This is a genomic window from Paenirhodobacter sp. (assembly GCF_047600745.1).
Taxonomy (GTDB): Bacteria; Pseudomonadota; Alphaproteobacteria; order Rhodobacterales; family Rhodobacteraceae; genus Rhodobacter.
Genome location: NZ_JASGKI010000004.1, coordinates 207595 through 225614, shown reverse-complemented (window position 1 = coordinate 225614; position 18020 = coordinate 207595). Strand labels below are relative to the sequence as shown.

Annotated in this window: 15 protein-coding genes; 9 read left to right on the top strand and 6 right to left on the bottom strand. The window is 66.7% G+C overall.

Going from position 1 to position 18020, the window contains the following annotated elements; all coding sequences use genetic code 11:
• Positions 1 to 71 precede the first annotated feature (71 nt).
• The 6 genes from QM789_RS09695 to QM789_RS09670 all read left to right on the top strand — a co-directional run bounded on the left by QM789_RS09695 (position 72) and on the right by QM789_RS09670 (position 5853).
• The gene (locus tag QM789_RS09695; RefSeq protein ID WP_420351715.1) at positions 72 to 1889 is read left to right on the top strand and encodes an extracellular solute-binding protein; all 1818 of its coding nucleotides are present in this window, start codon (positions 72 to 74) and stop codon (positions 1887 to 1889) included.
• The gene (locus QM789_RS09690; protein ID WP_420351714.1) at positions 1886 to 2002 is read left to right on the top strand and encodes a lipoprotein; all 117 of its coding nucleotides are present in this window, start codon (positions 1886 to 1888) and stop codon (positions 2000 to 2002) included. Before QM789_RS09695 ends, QM789_RS09690 begins: the two co-directional genes overlap by 4 nt.
• Before the next feature lie 61 nt (positions 2003 to 2063).
• Complete coding sequence (locus tag QM789_RS09685) at positions 2064 to 2381, top strand: hypothetical protein (RefSeq protein WP_420351713.1); 318 nt, start codon at positions 2064 to 2066, stop codon at positions 2379 to 2381.
• A 37-nt stretch (positions 2382 to 2418) separates the two neighbouring features.
• Entirely contained in the window at positions 2419 to 3930 is a 1512-nt protein-coding gene (locus tag QM789_RS09680) for a class I adenylate-forming enzyme family protein (protein WP_420351712.1), read from the top strand.
• Complete coding sequence (locus QM789_RS09675) at positions 3927 to 4547, top strand: DsbA family oxidoreductase (RefSeq protein WP_420351711.1); 621 nt, start codon at positions 3927 to 3929, stop codon at positions 4545 to 4547. Before QM789_RS09680 ends, QM789_RS09675 begins: the two co-directional genes overlap by 4 nt.
• 91 nt (positions 4548 to 4638) lie before the next feature.
• Positions 4639 to 5853 carry a multidrug effflux MFS transporter gene (locus QM789_RS09670; RefSeq protein WP_420351710.1) on the top strand — a complete coding sequence of 405 codons (1215 nt, stop codon included), beginning with the start codon at positions 4639 to 4641 and terminating at the stop codon, positions 5851 to 5853.
• Here the strand turns inward: QM789_RS09670 and mfd are convergent, their stop codons facing one another.
• Together mfd and QM789_RS09660 are read right to left on the bottom strand one after the other, a co-directional pair.
• Positions 5854 to 9273 carry a transcription-repair coupling factor gene (gene mfd, locus QM789_RS09665; protein WP_420351709.1) on the bottom strand — a complete coding sequence of 1140 codons (3420 nt, stop codon included), beginning with the start codon at positions 9271 to 9273 and terminating at the stop codon, positions 5854 to 5856. It lies immediately after the preceding gene.
• A 42-nt stretch (positions 9274 to 9315) separates the two neighbouring features.
• Positions 9316 to 9798 (bottom strand): component of SufBCD complex, encoded by a 483-nt coding sequence (locus tag QM789_RS09660; RefSeq protein ID WP_420351708.1) that lies wholly within the window; start codon positions 9796 to 9798, stop codon positions 9316 to 9318.
• Between the two features lie 118 nt (positions 9799 to 9916).
• Between QM789_RS09660 and hemB the strand changes: the two genes are divergently transcribed.
• Positions 9917 to 10918: a porphobilinogen synthase gene (gene hemB / locus QM789_RS09655; protein ID WP_420351707.1), complete on the top strand. Its 1002-nt coding sequence runs from the start codon at positions 9917 to 9919 to the stop codon at positions 10916 to 10918.
• Between the two features lie 95 nt (positions 10919 to 11013).
• Positions 11014 to 11571, top strand: a complete 558-nt coding sequence (locus QM789_RS09650; protein ID WP_420351706.1) for a YSC84-related protein — start codon at positions 11014 to 11016, stop codon at positions 11569 to 11571.
• A gap of 61 nt (positions 11572 to 11632) precedes the next feature.
• On the opposite strand, the gene QM789_RS09645 is transcribed toward QM789_RS09650, so the two are convergent.
• Complete coding sequence (locus QM789_RS09645; RefSeq protein WP_420351705.1) at positions 11633 to 12247, bottom strand: lytic transglycosylase domain-containing protein; 615 nt, start codon at positions 12245 to 12247, stop codon at positions 11633 to 11635.
• A 132-nt stretch (positions 12248 to 12379) separates the two neighbouring features.
• Positions 12380 to 14023: a long-chain-fatty-acid--CoA ligase gene (locus QM789_RS09640; RefSeq protein ID WP_420351704.1), complete on the bottom strand. Its 1644-nt coding sequence runs from the start codon at positions 14021 to 14023 to the stop codon at positions 12380 to 12382.
• Positions 14024 to 14411: 388 nt separating this feature from the next.
• On the opposite strand from QM789_RS09640, the gene QM789_RS09635 reads away from it, so the two are divergent.
• Positions 14412 to 15038 carry a TetR/AcrR family transcriptional regulator gene (locus tag QM789_RS09635; protein ID WP_420351703.1) on the top strand — a complete coding sequence of 209 codons (627 nt, stop codon included), beginning with the start codon at positions 14412 to 14414 and terminating at the stop codon, positions 15036 to 15038.
• Here QM789_RS09635 and QM789_RS09630 read toward each other — a convergent pair.
• The gene (locus QM789_RS09630) at positions 15035 to 16342 is read right to left on the bottom strand and encodes a sigma-54-dependent transcriptional regulator (RefSeq protein WP_420351702.1); all 1308 of its coding nucleotides are present in this window, start codon (positions 16340 to 16342) and stop codon (positions 15035 to 15037) included. The genes QM789_RS09635 and QM789_RS09630 overlap by 4 nt on opposite strands.
• Complete coding sequence (locus QM789_RS09625) at positions 16339 to 17997, bottom strand: sensor histidine kinase (protein ID WP_420351701.1); 1659 nt, start codon at positions 17995 to 17997, stop codon at positions 16339 to 16341. Before QM789_RS09625 ends, QM789_RS09630 begins: the two co-directional genes overlap by 4 nt.
• Positions 17998 to 18020: the final 23 nt, after the last annotated feature.

Sequence of the window (18020 nt, the reverse complement as noted above, 5' to 3'; positions counted from 1 at the left end):
AAGGGAAAAGTTTGCGCCGGAGCGCGCCCCGCACTAGCTTGCGGCCTGAAAATACAGACAAAGCCAGGGATATGGAGCAGATGCGGCAAGGGTTGATGCGGGGATTCGCCGTGCTGGCATTGGCTTTCGCGCCGCTTTTCGTGAGGGCGGAACCCGCACAGGGAATCGCCATGTATGGCGAACCAGCGTTGCCAAAAGGCTTCACGCAACTCCCCTATGCGAACCCTTCGGCCCCGAAGGGCGGGCAGATTCGCTTTGGGGAATCAGGCAGTTTCGATTCGCTCAACCCCTGGATTCTGACCGGCCGGCCGGCGCAGGGAATCGCCCTTTATGTGGCCGAGCCGCTGATGATGCGCTCGATCGACGAGCCCTTCACGCTCTATGGCCTGCTCGCCGAAAGTGTGGAGACCGATCCCGCGCGCACATGGGTTGAATTCACCTTGCGGCCCGAGGCGCGGTTTTCCGACGGCTCCCCGGTCACGGTCGAGGATGTGATCTGGTCGCTCGAAACCCTCGGTACGCAGGGCCATCCGCGCTATACCAACGCCCGGCGCAAGGTGGCCCAGGCCGTGCAGACCGGGCCGCGCTCGCTGCGCGTGACCTTCACCGAGCCGGACCGGGAACTGGCGCTGATCATGGGGATGGGGCCGATCCTGAAAAAGGCGCAGTGGCAGGGGCTGGATTTCACCCGCGCCACGCAGGTGGTGCCGGTGGGATCGGGGCCCTATACCGTCGAGACCGTGGACATGGGCCGCTCGATCACCCTGAAACGCAATCCGGACTGGTGGGGCAAGGATCTGGCCGTGAATGCCGGGCGCTACAACTTCGACCGGATGCGGTGGGATTATTTCCGCGACAGCGGCGTGGTCTTCGAGGCGTTCAAGGGCGGGGCCACCGATACGTTCCGCGAAACCAATGCCGCGAAATGGGCGCGCGACTATGACTTCCCCGCCGTGCGCAGCGGGCAGGTCGTGCTGTCCGAAATCCCGCATCACCGGCCCTCGGGTATCAGCGGGCTGGTGATGAACACCCGCCTGCCGGTATTCCGGGATTGGCGCGTGCGCGAGGCGCTGACCCTTGCGTTCAATTTTGAATTCATCAACCGCACGTTGAATGGCGGGACGGAGCCGCGCATCACCTCCTATTTCGCGAATTCCGATCTGGCGATGCGGCCCGGCCCGGCCACGGGACGGGTGGCCGACGTGCTGGCGCCCTTCACGGACAGCCTGCCCCCCGGCACGGTCGAGGGCTATACCCTGCCCGTCTCGGATGGCAGCGCGCTGAACCGGGCGAACAACCGCAAGGCGATCCGTCTGCTGGAAGAGGCGGGCTGGCATGTCGATGGTGCGGGCGTGCTGCGCGATGCGGCAGGGGTGCCTTTCACCTTTGAAATCCTGCTGCCGCAGGGCGCCGCCGAAACCCGGCAGATCGTGCAGATCTATGTCGAGGCGCTGAACCGGCTGGGCATCTATCCCGACGTGACCCCGGTGGATGATGCGCAATATCAGATGCGGCGCAGCAATTACGAATTCGGCATGACCTGGATGACGCTGGCGCTGTCGCTCTCGCCCGGCAACGAGCAGATGTTGTATTGGGGCGCGCGCGGCGTGACCGAACCCGGCTCGCGCAACCTGATGGGCATGCACTCCCCCGCCGCCGAGGCGATGATCCACGCGATGCTGAACGCGACCGGGCCGGAGGACTTCACCGCCGCCGTCCGTGCGCTGGACCGGATCCTGACGGCGGGGCGCTATGTGATCCCGGCCTGGTATCCGAAGGTCTCGCGGCTGGCGCATGTCCGGGAACTTCACTTCCCCGAACGACTTCCGCTATACGGGGACTGGCCGGGGTTCCAACCCGAAGTCTGGTGGTATGAGGCAGCGAAATGAAGAAACTCGTCCTTCTGGCCGTCCTCGCGGCGGCATTGAGCGGATGCAACACGGTGGCCGGTGTCGGCGACGACATCTCGGGCGCGGCGCGCTCGGTTCAGGGCTGGCTCTGATCGGGGCTTTTCAGCCGCGCGCCACCGGCGCAATATGGGGTATGGGGAAGGAGATCCGCCGATGAAATGGAGCCATGTGCAGGACAACTGGAGCGCGTTCTACGACGCGATCACCGACCGTTGGCCGGACGCCGAAGAGGATGCGCTGGACGAGATCGACGGCGATCAGCGCGCCTTCATCGCCTATATCGCGCGGCTCACCGAGCAGGAGCCCGGCGACGCGCGCGACGAGATCCGCGACTGGCTGACCGGGGAACTGCCTTCGGATGTGATCATGGATCCGGAGCATGACAACCATTCGATCATGCTGTCGGAGAAATACGTCCCCGAGGGCGAAGACGAATACGACGACGACGCCAAGTTCGGCGACGGGAGATAGGCTTGCGCGGGGGCCCGGCCTGACGTAGCAGGACTCCATGCTGTCCGTCCATGTCCCGACCGTCTCCGACCCCGTTCCCGCGCCGTTCAACATGGCGGCGCATGTGCTGGCCCATGCCGGGCGGCTGGCCGACAAATCGGCGATGCAGATCCTGCGCCCGACCGGGGCCGAGCGCTGGTCCTACGCCCGGCTTGAGGCGGCTGTACGCGGCGCGGGCACCGGCTTTCTGAACGCGGGCGCCGTGCCGGGGGACCGGGTGCTGCTGCGGCTGGGCAATACGCCGGAATTTCCGGTGGCCTATCTGGGCGCGATCGCCGCCGGGCTGGTGCCGGTACCAACGTCCTCGCAACTGACGGCGGCGGAGATCGGCAAGATGGCGGCGCAGGTCACGCCCCGGCTTGTCGTGGCGGGCGAAGGTATCGCGCTGCCCGAAGGCGTGCCGGTGATCACCGAAGCCGAGCTACGCGGGTTCGAGGCCCTGCCGCCCTGTGCCTGGGACATGGGCGATCCGGAGCGGCTGGGCTATATCGTCTTCACCTCGGGGACTTCGGGGCAGCCCCGCGCGGTGATGCACGCCCATCGCGCGATCTGGGCGCGGCGGATGATGCAAGACGGCTGGTATGGGCTGAACGAGTCCGACCGGCTGCTGCATGCCGGGGCGTTCAACTGGACCTATACGATGGGCACCGGGCTTATGGATCCGTGGTCCGTTGGGGCCACCGCGCTGATCCCGGCGGCGGATGTGCGGCCCGAGGCACTGCCGCTGCTGCTGCGCCGGTTCGATGCCACCATTTTTGCTGCTGCACCGGGCGTTTACCGGCAGATTCTCAGGCATCACGCGAAGATTGCCCTGCCCCGTCTGCGGCATGGGCTGAGCGCGGGCGAAGCCCTGCCGGACCTGACCCGGCGGCATTGGACCGAGGCCACCGGCACCCCCATTCACGAGGCGCTCGGCATGTCGGAATGCTCGACCTTCATCTCGTCCAGCCCCGCGCGCCCGGCGCCCGAAGGCACTGCCGGTTGGCCGCAGGATGGCCGCCATGTCGCCGTGCTGCGCGACGGTGCCCCCGTGCCGCGTGGCGAGCCGGGCGTTCTGGCTGTGCATCGCAGCGATCCGGGCCTGTTTCTGGGCTATATGGGCGCGCCTGCGGAAACCGTCGCGCGGTTTGCGGGGGATTGGTTCCTGACCGGCGATATGGTGGAGATGACGCCCGAGGGCGCGATCCGCTATATCGGTCGCGACGATGACATGATGAATGCCGGGGGCTTCCGCGTTTCGCCGCTGGAGGTCGAGGCCGCGATGGTCACCTGTCCGGAGGCCGGAGAGGTCGCGGCGGTCGAGGTCCGGGTGTCAGAGGAAGCCACGGTGATCGCGATGGCCCATACCGGCGCCGCGACGGCGGAGGCGCTCTCCGCCCATGCCGCCGCCACCCTCGCGCGCTACAAGCAGCCGCGCCTTTACCGTCAGGTCGCGGACTTGCCCCGCAACCGCAACGGCAAGATCGACCGGCGCGCGATCCGCGCCGGCTGGACCTCGGAGACCCCATGATTTCGCTCGATATTTTCGCCGATCCCGTTTGCCCCTGGTGCCTGATCGGCAAGGCGCGGCTCGACCGTGCGCTGGAGGCGCGACCGGATCATCCCTTCGCGCTGGCCTGGCGGCCGTTTCAGCTCAACCCGACCCTGCCGCCCGAAGGCATGGACCGGCAGGCCTTCCTTCAGGCGCGCTTCGGGGCGGAGGCGGAGCGGATCCATGTCCCCGTGCTCGACGCGGCGCGGGAGGCGGGCGTGACGCTCGACCTCGCCGCGATCCGGCGGATGCCGAACACTTTCGACGCGCATCGGCTGCTGTTCTGGGCCGGGCTCGAAGAACGGCAGACCCGGGTGATGTCCGCGCTGATGCGGGCCTATTGGCGCGAGGGGCGCGACATTGGCGCCCCGGCGGCGCTGGCGGACATCGCCGCGGAGGCCGGGATGGACCGGGCCATGGTTGCCCGGCTGCTGGCCTCCGACGCCGACCGCGACACCGTTGCCGAAGCCGAGGCCCATGCCCGCGAGCGGGGCATCCGCGCAGTGCCGACCTTCATCCTCGGCAATCAATATGTCCTCGAAGGCGCGCAGCCGGTCGAGACATGGCTGAAGGTGATCGACGAAATCGCCGCCTGAGCGCTGGCGCACACCCCCCTGCGCGGCGATAGCGCTGGCATTCGCGTGCGGGCGCGATATGTTCCGCGCGATTCCCAGAAAGGCGTATCCCGTGACCCCAGCCCCCCAACCGGCGGCCAAAAGCCTGCCCCTGCCCGAATTCGTCGCGCTGCTGGCGCTGCTGATGTCGATGGTGGCCTTCTCCATCGACGCGATGCTGCCCTCGCTGCCCGACATCGCGGCGGCGCTGTCGCCCGAAAACGTCAACCGGGCGCAGCTCGTGCTGACTTCCTTCATGCTGGGCATGGGGCTCGGCACCTTCTTCGTCGGGCCGATTTCGGATGCGGCGGGGCGCAAGCCGACGCTGGCGGGCGGGCTGGCAATCTATCTGGTCGGCGCGGCGGCCGCGATCTGGGCGAACAGCCTGGAACTGCTGCTGCTGGCGCGGTTCGTGCAGGGGCTCGGCGCCTCCACCGGGCGGATCGTGCCGATGGCACTGATCCGCGACCTGCATGCCGGGCCGAACATGGCGAAGATCACCTCGATCATCATGATGTTCTTCATGCTGGTCCCGGCGATCGCGCCCACGCTGGGCGGGTTCATCGCGCATCATTTCGGCTGGCGCGGGGTGTTCGGCGCCTTTCTGATCTTTGGCGTGATCTGCTTCGGCTGGATGATGATCCGGCAGCCCGAGACCCTGCCCCGCGAACGCCGCCGCCGTCTGGTTCCGTCGCAGCTGATCGCGGGCGCGGCCGAGGTTCTGGGCAACCGCGACGTGCGGATCTACACGCTGGTCCTGACGCTCGGCTTCGGGCAGATGTTCACCATTCTGTCGACGGCGCAGCAGCTTTATGCCGCCTATGGCGTGACCGATACCTTCCCCTACTGGCTGGGTGCGGGGGCGATCCTGGCCAGCAGCGCCTCCTTCATCAACGCGCGCTTCGTGATCCGGCTGGGGATGATGCGGCTCGCGCGCGGGGGGTATCTGATGCAGGTGGTTCTGTCGGCGCTGATGCTGGTCCTGGTGCTGGCCGGGGTCGCGATCGGGCCGCAGGCGCTGCCGATCCTGTTCCTGTGGGTGGTGTCGGTGTTCTTCATCGCCGGGATCACCTTCGGCAATATCAACGCGATGGCGATGCAGGGGATGGGTCATCTGGCGGGAATGACGGCCTCGGTGCTCACCGCGTTTTCGACCGTGGGAGCGGTGCTGATCGGCGGGCCGATCGGGCAGATGTTCACCGGCTCGCCGTTGCCGCTGGTCGTCACCACGCTGATCTGTTCGGCCATTGCATGGGTCATGCTCGGCCGGACGAAACCGGCCGAGTGATCACGCCTTCGCCGCGATCACCTTCGCGGCGAGATCCTTGGCAATCTCGAAACTGCCCTTGATCTTCTCGGCATCCGAACCCCAGTCGCGCGCGACGAAGACCTTGTTGCCGGTGATCTTCGCCTGCCCGCGATTGCCCTGGATGAATTCGACCAGACCGGCGGGGTTCGGGAATTTATCCTGATGGAACTGGATGTTGACGCCCTTCGGCCCGGCGTCCAGCTTCGCGATATGGGCGCGTTTCGCCATCGCCTTGATCCGCACCACCAGCAGCAGGGTGTTCACCTCGCGCGGCAGTGGCCCGAAGCGGTCGATCAGTTCGGCGGCGAAGCCCTCAAGCTCCACCTTCGTCGTCAGCCCCGACAGCCGCCGATACAGCCCCAGCCGCACGTCGAGATCGGGCACGAAACTTTCCGGGATCATCACCGGCACGCCCAGATTGATCTGCGGCGACCATTCGCCCTCATCCAGATCGGTGATCGCACCGGATTTCAGCTTGGCGATCGTCTCTTCGAGCATCGCCTGATAGAGTTCGTAGCCGACTTCCTTGATATGGCCGGATTGCTCCTCGCCCAGAAGGTTCCCGGCGCCGCGCAAATCAAGGTCTTGCGAGGCGAGGCTGAACCCCGCTCCGAGGTTGTCGAGCGAACCGAGCAGCCGCAGCCGCTTCACCGCCTGCGGCGTCAGCGGCATCCGTGGCTTCGTCGTCAGATAGCAATAGGCCCGGCTTTTCGACCGCCCGACCCGACCCCGGATCTGATAAAGCTGGCTCAGCCCGAACATATCCGCCCGATGCACGATCATCGTGTTCGCCGTCGGAATGTCGAGCCCGCTTTCCACGATGGTCGTGGCCAGCAGGACGTCATATTTTCCGTCATAAAAGGCATTCATCCGGTCATCGAGTTCCCCCGCCGCCATCTGGCCATGCGCGGTGATGAAGCTCACCTCCGGCACCTGGCTACGCAGGAATTCCTCGATCCCCGCCAGATCGGTGATCCGCGGCACGACATAGAACGACTGCCCGCCCCGGTAGCGTTCGCGCAAAAGCGCCTCGCGGATCGTCACGGCGTCGAATTCGCTGACATAGGTGCGGATTGCGAGGCGGTCCACCGGCGGCGTGCCGATGATCGACAGGTCGCGCACCCCGGTCAGGCTGAGCTGCAAGGTGCGCGGGATCGGCGTCGCGGTGAGGGTCAGGACGTGGATTTCAGAGCGCAGTTCCTTCAGCCGTTCCTTGTGCTGAACGCCGAAATGTTGTTCCTCATCAATGACAAGCAGGCCGAGGTTGCGGAATTTTACGCCCTTCGCCAGCACCGCATGGGTGCCGATGACGATATCGACCGTGCCATCGGCCAGCCCCGCGCGGGTCGCCGCCGCGTCCTTGGCACTGACAAAGCGGCTGAGCGGCTTGACCGTGAGCGGCGTGCCCCGGAACCGTTCGGCGAAGGTCTTGTAATGCTGGCGTGCGAGCAGCGTCGTCGGCGCGATCACCGCCACCTGCATTCCCGACACCGCCGCGACGAAGGCCGCCCGCATCGCCACCTCGGTCTTGCCAAAGCCCACGTCGCCCACCACCAGCCGGTCCATCGGCGTGCCGGAGGCGAGGTCGTTCACCACATCCTCGATCGCGGCCATCTGGTCCTCGGTCTCGGTATAGGGGAAGCGGGCGGCGAAGGATTCCCATTCGTGATGCGGCGCTTCGAGAATGGGCGCCGCGCGCAGGTGCCGTTCGGCGGCGATGCGCATCAGCTTGTCGGCGATCTGCCGGATCCGCTCCTTCAGCTTCGCCTTCTTCGCCTGCCAGGCGCCGCCGCCCAGCTTGTCGAGCAGCCCCTCTTCGTGGCCATAGCGCGACAGCAGTTCGATATTGGTCACCGGCAGATAGAGCCGGTCGCCCCCCGCATATTCCAGCAGCACACAGTCGAGCGGGGCGCCGAGCGCATTGACCGTCTCCAACCCTTTGTAGCGGCCAACCCCATGATCCACATGGACAATCAGGTCACCGGGCGTCAGGCTCTGCGCCTCGGTCAGGAAGTTTTCCGCCTTGCGTTTCTTCTTCGGCCGGGTCACCAGCCGGTCGCCCAGCACATCCTGTTCCGAAATCACCGTCAGGCCGTCGGCCTCGAACCCGTGATCCAGCGCCCAGATCGCCAGACCGATGCCGCCAATCTCCCGCGCGTCCCGGATCGGCTTCGTGCCGGTCAGGCCCTCATCCTCCAGAAGCCCCTTCAGACGTTCCCGCGCGCCCTCGGACCAACTGGCAATGACCACCGGACCAAGTTGAAGTCGCTTCAGAACATGATCCTTCAACGCACCGAAAAGGCTGACATTCTCCAGCTGACGCTCCGGCGCGAAATTGCGCCCGATCCGCGCTTCGGCATTCAGGATCCCGGGCCCCGGCGGCGCCGGCAGAACCTGCAACCGCAGCACCCGATGCGCCGCCAGCGCCGCGTTCCAGCCCACTTCGTCCAGATACAGCAGGCCCGGCGCGGCGGGTTTGTAGACGGTATCGACACGATCCTTGCGGGTCAGCGCCTCGCGCCGGGTGTCGTATTGGTCGGTGATCCCCTCCCATCGGGAAATCCGCTGCGCCTCGATCTGATCGTCGATCATCACCGCGGCCTGCGGCAGATAGTCGAAGATCGTCTCAAGCCGGTCGTGAAAATAGCCCAGCCAATGTTCCATCCCGGCATGCTTGCGCCCCGCCGACACCGCCTCATACAGCGGATCGTCCGCGCCGCCCGCGCCGAATTCGATGCGGTAATTCTGCCGGAATCGGGTGATCGAAGGCTCATCGAGGATCACTTCGCTGACCGGCGCAAATTCCACCGCCTTCAGCTTTTCGGTCGTGCGCTGCGTCGCCGGGTCGAACCGGCGCGCGCCGTCCAGCACGTCGCCGAACAGGTCGAGCCGCACCGGCCCGGATTCTCCCGGCGGATAAATGTCGATGATGCCGCCGCGCACCGCGTAATCGCCCGGCTCCGCGACCGTGGACACCGGAGAAAACCCCATCTTTACAAGGAATTCCCGCAGCTTCTTCTCGTTGATCGCGCCACCCACCCGGGCGGTGAAGCTCGACGCCGCAACCAGATCGTGCGCGGGCACCCGCTGCATCGCCGCGTTCAGCGTGGTGAGCAGCACGAACGGCCCCGGCACACCCGCCGCCAGCGCGGCCAGCGTCGCCATCCGGGTCGCCGAAATCTCGGGGTTGGGAGACACCCGGTCATAGGGCAGGCAATCCCAGGCCGGGAAGTTCAGCACCACCGCATCGGGCGCGAAAAAGGCCAGCGCCGCGCGCATCGCCTCCAGCCGCCGATCATCGCGGGCGATATGGATCACCGGCTGACCGCGCGCCAGTTCCTTCGCCAGAAGTTTCGCGTCATAGCCCTCGGGGGCGCCGGAGAGAAGAAAGTGATCCATCCGTCCGAGGTATCCACCCTGCCGCCGCTGTCAAGCCCCCCGTCAGGTGCCGAGGAAATGCGCCCGCACGATCTGCCGCATGCCATACCAGGCCGTCCCCCCGATCACCGCGAAAGCCACGACCTGCACCACGACGTGATGGCTCAACAGCACCTGCGCCAGCATCGGCCCATCCGGTGCCGCCCGCGCCCGCCGCGCCGCCGACAGGTCGAGCAACCGAACGAGCGTCACCGGCACCGCGATCAGCGCCACCGCCTGCGCCAACTCATACCCCTCGCCGAAACCGAGCAGCAGCAACACCGTCAGCGCGCAGGACACCAGCACCACCCGGGGCAGCCCCGGCACACGCCGCTGTGCCAGAAGGCCGCGCACCAGCACCTCGGCCCCGGCATCAACGCGGGCACGAAAGGCCAGATCCAGCGGCACATCCAGCACCCGGCGCGTCACCATCCCCCAGGCGGCGGCGACGAGGATCCAATACCACAGGCTGCCGAAGGCGCGGGTGTCGATAAGGTCGAAGATCATGTCTGCCTGCCCGTTTTGCTGCGACTTTATCGCATCCCCCAGGCGCGCGAAAGTGAGCCCGGAAGGCTTGAGCCCCGCCCCGATCCGTGGCACCGAAAGGCAGCCAAAGGAGGTTCCCATGCAGCCGATCATCCCGCCGTTCCCCGTCACCCGCCTGCGCCGGATGCGCACCACGGCGGCGTTGCGCGACCTGGCGCAGGAGCATCGGCTGAGCGTCAAGGATCTGATCTGGCCGATCTTCATCACCGATGTGCCGGGCGCGGATGTCGACGTGCCCTCAATGCCCGGGGTCAGGCGGCTGACCTGCGAGGGCGCGGTGCGCGCGGCGGAAATGGCGGCGAAGCTGGGCATCCCGGCGGTCTGCCTGTTCCCCTACACCGACCCGGCGACACGGACCGAAAGCTGCGAAATCGCCTGGAGCCCCGACAACATCACCAACCGCGTGATCCGCGCGATCAAGGCCGCGGTGCCGGAGATCGCTGTCATGACGGATATCGCGCTCGACCCCTACAACGCCAATGGCCATGACGGGCTGGTGGTGAACGGCGAGATCGTGAATGACGAGACCGTGGCGGCGCTGGTGAAGATGGGCCTCGCGCAGGCCGAAGCGGGGGCGGACATCCTCGGCCCGTCCGACATGATGGATGGCCGGATCGCCGCGCTGCGCGACGTGTTGGAGGCGAACGGCCACCGCAACGTGACGATCATGAGCTATTCGGCCAAATATGCCTCGGTGTTCTACGGCCCGTTCCGGGATGCGGTGGGCGCCACCGGCGCGCTGAAGGGCGACAAGAAGACCTATCAGATGAACCCCGGCAATACCGACGAGGCGCTGCGGCTGGTGGCGCGCGATCTGTCCGAAGGCGCCGACATGGTGATGGTGAAACCCGGCATGCCCTATCTGGACGTCTGCCGCCGGGTGAAGGACGCGTTCGGCGTGCCGACCTATGCCTATCAGGTGTCGGGCGAATATGCGATGGTGGCGGGTGCGATCAACAACGGCTGGCTGAAGCGCGAGGAGACCATCCTCGAAAGCCTGCTGGCCTTCCGCCGGGCGGGCTGCGACGGGGTGCTGACCTATTTCGCCCCCGAAGCGGCGCGGCTGCTCGCGCAGGGCTGATCGGCGAGAAGCCGCCTGTGGCTCAAGGAAAAGTGACAGGCCGCCCGTTTTGCCTTATAGATGAAGGTAAACCCGGGACAGGGAGCAGAGAGCAGATGACACAGATTTCCAGACGGAACCTCCTCGCGCTGAGTGCCGCGGGCCTCGGACTGGCCGCCTGCGGCAATGGCATCGGCTCCGAAGAAGGCGCGCGGATCGACGCAAGGGTCGATGCCACGCGCGACTATCTTCTGAGCAAATATCCCGGCACGCAGGATCTGATGAACAAGGCGACCGGCGTGCTGTATATGCCGCTGATGACCGAGGTCGGTCTCGGCGTCGGCGGATCCTATGGCCGCGGGGCGCTGCGGATCAACGGGGTGACGGTGGATTACTACTCCGCCGCCTCCGCCTCGATCGGCTTCCAGATCGGCGCGCAGCAATATGCCCATGCGCTGTTCTTCATGACGCCCGATGCGCTGGCCGAGTTCCGCCGCTCGAACGGCTGGGAACTGGGCGCCGATGCACGCTATGCGCTGCCCGACCGGGGCGGCGCGCTCGGAACCGATACGACGACATCGCTCGCGCCGGTCATCGCGCTGGTCTTCGGTCAGGCCGGGCTGATCGCCGGGGCATCGCTGGCGGGAACAAAATATACCCGGATTCTTCCGTAGGTTACGACGCGATCTTCATGTAAAATACAAAGGCGCGGGACATCCCGCGCCTTTTTCGTGGTCAGCTTCCGTAGATGACCTGCACATAGTTCATGGTTTCCTTATAGGGCGGCACGCCGTTGTGCTGATCCACCGCGCCCGGCCCGGCATTATAGGCCGCCAGCGCAAGCCGCCAGTTGCCGTAACGTTCATACATCATCCGCAGATAGCGCGCGCCACCTTCGAGGTTTTGCAGCGGATCGCCCGGATCCACGCCAAGAAACGCCGCCGTATCCGGCATCAGTTGCGCCAGCCCCGTCGCCCCCTTCGGCGAGAGCGCATTCGGATTCCACCCGCTTTCCTGCTGCACGAGCCGCAGGAACAGGTCTTCCGGCACGCCATGCTTGGCCGCCACCGTGCGCGCCGAATTCACATATTTGCCCTTGTAGGAGCCGCTGTAGCGCGGCACCGCAGCCGCCACCTGCACCGTTTCGGATTTCGGCTTCAGCCGATCCGAACCGCCGTATTGCGTTGCCAGCCGCGTATCCAGAAGTTTCGTCTGGTTGCGGAACAGGGTCGCCCGCGATTTCGTCGATTTTCCAGAGAGCACCAGCCCCTCGGCCCTGGCCACATCCGCAGAGAGTGGCGCAAGTGCAAGCGCCAGTCCCAGGGTAGCCGCCCCGGTGAGTTTCCGCATCTGTCCCCATCCACCCTTTTTCTTCGTGCCGGACTATACCCGCGAAAAATGCCTCCGCAAAGCGGGAACTCGCTCAGCCGGAGCGCACATCGGCAAGGCTTGGCCGAGCCCCGCCGGGCCCGGCCGAGAGCGTCAGGACAGGATGCTGTCGTCGGGTTCCATCGCGGCGAACCGCGCGGCGACGATCTCCCGGATCTTCATTTTCAACAGCTTGCCGGTGGCGGTATGGGGCAGTTCGTCCACCACGACCAGATCCTCCGGGATGCTCCATTTCGAAATCCGGTCGGTAAAGAGGTCCACCATGTCGTCCCGGGTGAACCGCGCGCCGTCCCGCAGCACCACGACCAGCACCGGCCGCTCGCCCCAGCGGGCATCGGCCCGCGCGACGACGGCGGCTTCCTTCACTGCGGAATGCGACTGCGCGATGTTTTCCAGTTCGATCGAACTGATCCATTCGCCACCCGATTTCACCACGTCCTTGTTGCGGTCGACGATCTGCACGAAGCCGTCGGCATCCATCGTCACCACATCGCCGGTGTCGAACCAGCCGCCGGAATGCGCCGGGCTTTCGGGGGTGTTGAAATAGCCCGCCGCGACCCAGGGCCCGCGCACCAGCATCGCGCCATAGGATTTACCGTCGCGCGGCACCGGGTTGCCGTCCGTCCCCTCGATCCGGAATTCCATCCCGAACACCGGCCGCCCCTGCTTTGCCTCCAGCATCAGCCGCGCCTCGTCATCGAGCACTGCGTGCTTCGGCTTCAGCGAGGACGCCAGCCCGATCGGGCTCGTCTCCGTCATCCCCCAGGCGTGGCGCACGTTCACGCCCTTGTCGCGGAACCGGGTGATCAGCGCGGGCGCCGGGGCCGATCCGCCGATCACCGCGCGCTTCAGCGTGGTGAAATGCCGCCCATGCGCATCCATCCAGTCCAGCAACCCCATCCAGACCGTCGGCACGCCCGCGGTGATGGTGACGCCCTCCTCCTCGAACAGCGAAAACAGGCTGGCACCGTCCAGTTTCGCCCCCGGCAGGACCAGCTTCGCGCCGATCATCGGCACCGAATAGGGCATGCCCCAGGCGTTGACGTGGAACATCGGCACCACCGGGCAGACGGTTTCCGAACTGGAGATGCTCATGATGTCGGCGCTCGAACTCGCCATGGCGTGCAGCACGACGGAGCGATGGCTGTAAAGCACCCCCTTCGGCGCCCCGGAGGTGCCCGAGGTATAGCACAGGGCGCAGGCCGTGTTTTCGTCAAACTCCGGCCAGTCGTAGCTGTCGGATTCGTCGGCGATCAGCTCTTCGTAGCAAAGCAGGTCCAGCACCTCCGACACCGGCATATGCGCCCGGTCGGTCAGGATCACCACCGCCTTCAGCCCCTTGAGCACCGGCGCCAGGCTTTCGAGGATCGGCAGGAAGCTCAGGTCCGAAAACAGGATCTGGTCCCCGGCATGGCTGATGATGAATTCGATCTGGTCGTGGAACAGGCGCGGGTTGATCGTGTGGCAGACATAGCCCGCCCCCGAGATGCCGTAATACAGTTCCAGATGCCGATAGCCGTTCCACGCCAGCGTGCCGACCCGATCGCCGGGGCTCAGCCCGAATTTCGCCAGCGCGTTCGCCACCTTCTTCGCCCGCGCGGCCATGTCGGCATAGCTGTAGCGGTGGGTGCCACCCTCGACGGTGCGCGAGACGATCTCGCTGTCGCCGTTGTAGTTCTCGGCGTGGCGCAGGATCGACGACACCAGAAGCGGTGTGTTCATCATCAGTCCGAGCATTGGGGTCTCCTCCCTCAAGGTTCCTCAGTTCTTCAATGGCTTGCCGGTCTTCAGCATATGTTCGCCCCGGGCCATGGTCTGCACCGTCCCGAACAGGCGCATGTTCACGGGCGACGATCTCCTCCTCCGCCCCAGCCGGGGATCATGCCGATCTTCGGCTCGACAGCATGGGCCTGGATCGCATCGCAATGCAGAAGCACCCCGCCACCGCCTCGATGATCCAGTCGGCCTTTTCGATCTTGCCCATGTCTCCCCCATCCGTTACCGAAACTGTATCAAACAGTTGTTACAGTTTTCAAGCACCTCCCGCGCGGCAAAATCCGCTCCGGGCTATTTCCAGAAAACCAAAGCCGGGCTAGATCACGGGGAAAACGCAAAGGAGAGACGCATGGCCCGGACCAAGACTGTGCCGCAGTACCGGCCGGCCCTGGAGGGCAAGCTGTCGCCCGACCTGTTCCGCGACGAAATGAGCGACCGGCACCGCGAGATCCTTGAGGCGGCGGCGGTGCTCTTCGCCGAGCGGGGCTACGCCGCCACATCGGTGCGCGACATCGGCGAGAAGGTCGGCCTGCTGGGCGGGTCTCTTTATCACTACATCCGCTCGAAGGAGGCGCTGTTCGTGCGGATCCACGACACCGCCCTGCAACGCGGCGAAGAGCGGCTGCGCGCGGCGATCGGCGCGGCGGCGGACCCGTGGGAAAAGCTGACCGTCGCCTGCGTCACCATGCTGGAAATCCAGCTCGACCCGCATTCGCTGACCATGCCGCTGATGAACGACCTGCGCGCGGTGCCGCCCGAGGTGCGCGACAGCCTGATCGCGCGGCGCGACACCATCGAGCGGATCTATCAGGAACTGATCGACGATCTGCCGCTGGATCCCGGACTGGACCGGGGGATCTACCGGCTGCTGCTGCTGACGCTGCTGAACAACATCTCCGGCTGGTATCGCGAAGGGCGGCTGACGCCGCAGGACATCGGCCGCCAGATTGCCGCGATCTTCCGCCACCCGGCCTAGCGGAAGTCCTTCGGCTGGATGCCGTGGCGGGCGAGCTTGTCATAGAAGGTCTTGCGCGGCAGTTTCAGCCGCTCCATCGCCGCGGTGGCATTGCCCCGCGCCTGCCGCAGCGCATCGCGGATCAGCGCGGCTTCGTAATCGGCAACCAGTTCGCCCAAGGGCCGGTCACCGCCCTGCGCCGCGCTTTCGGGCGAGAGTTCCAGCACATGGCGTTCGGCGAACTGCTCCAGCTCGCGCAGGTTGCCGGGCCAGTCGTGGCTTTCCAGATGGGCCTTCAGCGCGGGGGTCAGCGGCGGGACGGGCCGCCCGATCCGGTTCGCGGCCTCGATCACCATGCGGCGAAACAACAGCGCCACATCCTCGCGCCGGTCCTTGAGCGCGGGCATCTGCAACACCACGCCGCCCAGCCGATAGCGCAGATCGGCACGGAACCGCCCCTCGGCCACCAGCGCGGGCAGATCGGCGCGGGTCGAGGCCACCACCCACAGATCCACGGGCCGCGCGGCCTCGGCCTCCACCGGCCAGATCTCGCGCTTTTCGATGACGTTCAGCAGACGGGCCTGAAGGTCGATCGGCAGGGCGTCGATCTCATCCAGAAACAGCATCCCGCGATGGGCGCGTTCAAAACGCCCGATGCTGCGCGCCCCCCGCGCAGGCGCAAGGCCCAGCATCTCGGCGTCGAACCGCTCGGGCGCGATGGCCGCGCAGTTCACATGCACGAACGGGCGCGCGCGCCGGGGGCTGAGGTGATGCAGATAGCGCGCCAGCCGCTCCTTGCCCGCCCCCGAAGCACCGATCACCAGCGTATCCAGACAGGCCTCCGCCACCCGCACAGCCGCCTCGCGCAGCCGCACCATCGCCGGACTTTGCCCGGGCAGGCCATCGTCCTCCTCGGGACGGGCGGAGCGTAGCGCCCGGTTTTCCAGGACCAGCCGCCGGGTCGCCAACGCGCGGCGCAGCGTCGCCTCCAGCAGATCACCCGCCACGGGTTTCGTCAGGAAATCATAGGCCCCGCCCTTCAGCGCCTGCACCGCCATTTCCACATCGCCATGCCCGGTGAGCAGGATCACCGGCAGGTCAGGATCCATCGCCCGCACCGCCTGCGCAAAGTCGAGCCCGTCCATCCCGGGCATCCGCACATCGGACAGCACCACCCCCGGCCACTCCGGCCCGAGCCCCGCCAGCGCGGGCTGTGCCGCCTCGAACGCCTCCACCTCAAAGCCGCGCAGCCGCAGCCCCTGCACCTGCGCCAGCCGCAGCGCCGGATCGTCCTCGACCAGCCGAACCAGATCCGTTTCGCTCATGCCGCGACCATCTCCATGTGAAAGCGCGCGCCCTGCCCCGGCACCGGCGGATCGGCCCAGAGCCGCCCGCCAAAATCGCGCATGATTCCTTGCGAAATCACCAAGCCCAGCCCGGTGCCCTCGCGTTTCGTCGTCAGGAAGGGGGTGAAGAGGTTGCGCGCCACCTCTTCGGGCAGGCCGGGGCCGTTGTCGGCGATGGTGAGGGTGACGATCGCGGTGCCATCCGCCCGCGTGCCGCGAGTCAGGCTGACACGGATCTCCGGTCGCTCGACGCCGGAGAGCGCCTCATGCGCGTTCTGGATCAGGTTCACCATGACCTGTTCCAGCCGCACCTTCTCGCCGATCACCTTCAGCCCGGGGTCGATCCGCGGCGCGATCACCGGGGTGCGGTCGCTTTCGCGCCGCGAGGCCGACAGCAGCAGCGATGCCTCCCACGCCTCCGCCAGCGACACCGGCTCGCGGTCGCCCCGCGCCTTACGGGCAAAGCCGCGCAGTTCCGAGGTGATCCGCGCGATCCGATCCGACATCTGCACGATCAGGCCCAGATTGCTCCCCACCTCCGGCTGCTCGTGCAGCATCGCCTGCGCATTCTCCGCCAAAAGCCGGATCGTCGCCAGCGGCTGGTTCACCTCATGCGCCACGCCCGCCGTGATCTGCCCCATCGCGGCCAGCTTGTTCGCCTGCACCAGCCGCGCCTGCATCGCGGCCAGGTTGCGCTCGGCCTCCTTGCGCTCGCGGATTTCCTCCGACAGCGCCTGAGTCCGGGTGGCGACCGCGTTTTCCAGATCCTGCCGGTAGCGCGCCTCCACCTCGGCCCGGGCGATCCGCCGCCGCTGCCGCGCCCGCAGCCACAGCCCGCCCCCGCCCAGCGGCAGCAGCAGCAGCCCCGCGATCAGCGCCTGCGCCGCCGCCTCGCGCCGCACCGTGTCAAGCGGAACCACCATCTCCAGCCGCCAGTCGGTGCCCTCGACCGGACGCTCGATCACGATCCGATCCGCCCCCGGAGCCGCGAGGGACGTGAACCGGCCCGCCGGACGCGAGGTCAGCATCACCACGCCCTTCGGATCCACCGCCACCGTCTCGATCCCGCCGCCGCGCCAGCTTGCCTCGATCGCGTCAAATTCGACCTTTACCACGATCACGCCGACCGGATGGCCCGCGCTCTCGACCCGCTCCGAAAGGTACAGCCCGGGCCGGTGGCTGACACTGCCGAGCGCATATTCCCAGGCCCGCCCCTGCGCCATCGCCCCGGTGAAATAGCCGCGGAACGCATAGCTGACGCCGACGAAACTGTCCGGATCGTGCCAGTTCGACGCCGCGATCGCCAACCCCGCCGTGTTGAGCGCATAGATCACCGTGCCGCCGGTCTGCACCCGCAGATCCTCGAACTTGCGCGAAATCGCCTCCGCCCGGCCCGGATCGCGCGTCGCCAGCGCCTCGGTCACGTCACGGTCCCCGGCCAGGATCACCGCCACCGCGCGCTGCTTCGCCAGTTCGGACGACAACGTTAGCGCCCGGGCCCGCGCCGTCGCCCCGGCGTCTTCGGTCAGCCGCGTCTCGCCACGCGAAAGCGCGATCTGCCAGGTCTCGAACACCAGCGCCGCGCCCAGAAGCGCCGCCAGAAACCAGACCATCGCGGCCTTTCCGCGCCCCATCCCATGCCCCCCAGATGTGCGCC

What these genes read in the sequence shown, in the direction of transcription:
- QM789_RS09695 (WP_420351715.1), top strand. Translation starts at nt 72, where the DNA reads ATGGAGCAGATGCGGCAAGGGTTGATGCGGGGATTCGCCGTGCTGGCA.
- QM789_RS09690 (WP_420351714.1), top strand. Translation starts at nt 1,886, where the DNA reads ATGAAGAAACTCGTCCTTCTGGCCGTCCTCGCGGCGGCATTGAGCGGA.
- QM789_RS09685 (WP_420351713.1), top strand. Translation starts at nt 2,064, where the DNA reads ATGAAATGGAGCCATGTGCAGGACAACTGGAGCGCGTTCTACGACGCG.
- QM789_RS09680 (WP_420351712.1), top strand. Translation starts at nt 2,419, where the DNA reads ATGCTGTCCGTCCATGTCCCGACCGTCTCCGACCCCGTTCCCGCGCCG.
- QM789_RS09675 (WP_420351711.1), top strand. Translation starts at nt 3,927, where the DNA reads ATGATTTCGCTCGATATTTTCGCCGATCCCGTTTGCCCCTGGTGCCTG.
- mfd (WP_420351709.1), bottom strand. Translation starts at nt 9,273, where the DNA reads ATGGATCACTTTCTTCTCTCCGGCGCCCCCGAGGGCTATGACGCGAAA.
- QM789_RS09660 (WP_420351708.1), bottom strand. Translation starts at nt 9,798, where the DNA reads ATGATCTTCGACCTTATCGACACCCGCGCCTTCGGCAGCCTGTGGTAT.
- hemB (WP_420351707.1), top strand. Translation starts at nt 9,917, where the DNA reads ATGCAGCCGATCATCCCGCCGTTCCCCGTCACCCGCCTGCGCCGGATG.
- QM789_RS09650 (WP_420351706.1), top strand. Translation starts at nt 11,014, where the DNA reads ATGACACAGATTTCCAGACGGAACCTCCTCGCGCTGAGTGCCGCGGGC.
- QM789_RS09645 (WP_420351705.1), bottom strand. Translation starts at nt 12,247, where the DNA reads ATGCGGAAACTCACCGGGGCGGCTACCCTGGGACTGGCGCTTGCACTT.
- QM789_RS09640 (WP_420351704.1), bottom strand. Translation starts at nt 14,023, where the DNA reads ATGCTCGGACTGATGATGAACACACCGCTTCTGGTGTCGTCGATCCTG.
- QM789_RS09635 (WP_420351703.1), top strand. Translation starts at nt 14,412, where the DNA reads ATGGCCCGGACCAAGACTGTGCCGCAGTACCGGCCGGCCCTGGAGGGC.
- QM789_RS09630 (WP_420351702.1), bottom strand. Translation starts at nt 16,342, where the DNA reads ATGAGCGAAACGGATCTGGTTCGGCTGGTCGAGGACGATCCGGCGCTG.
- QM789_RS09625 (WP_420351701.1), bottom strand. Translation starts at nt 17,997, where the DNA reads ATGGGGCGCGGAAAGGCCGCGATGGTCTGGTTTCTGGCGGCGCTTCTG.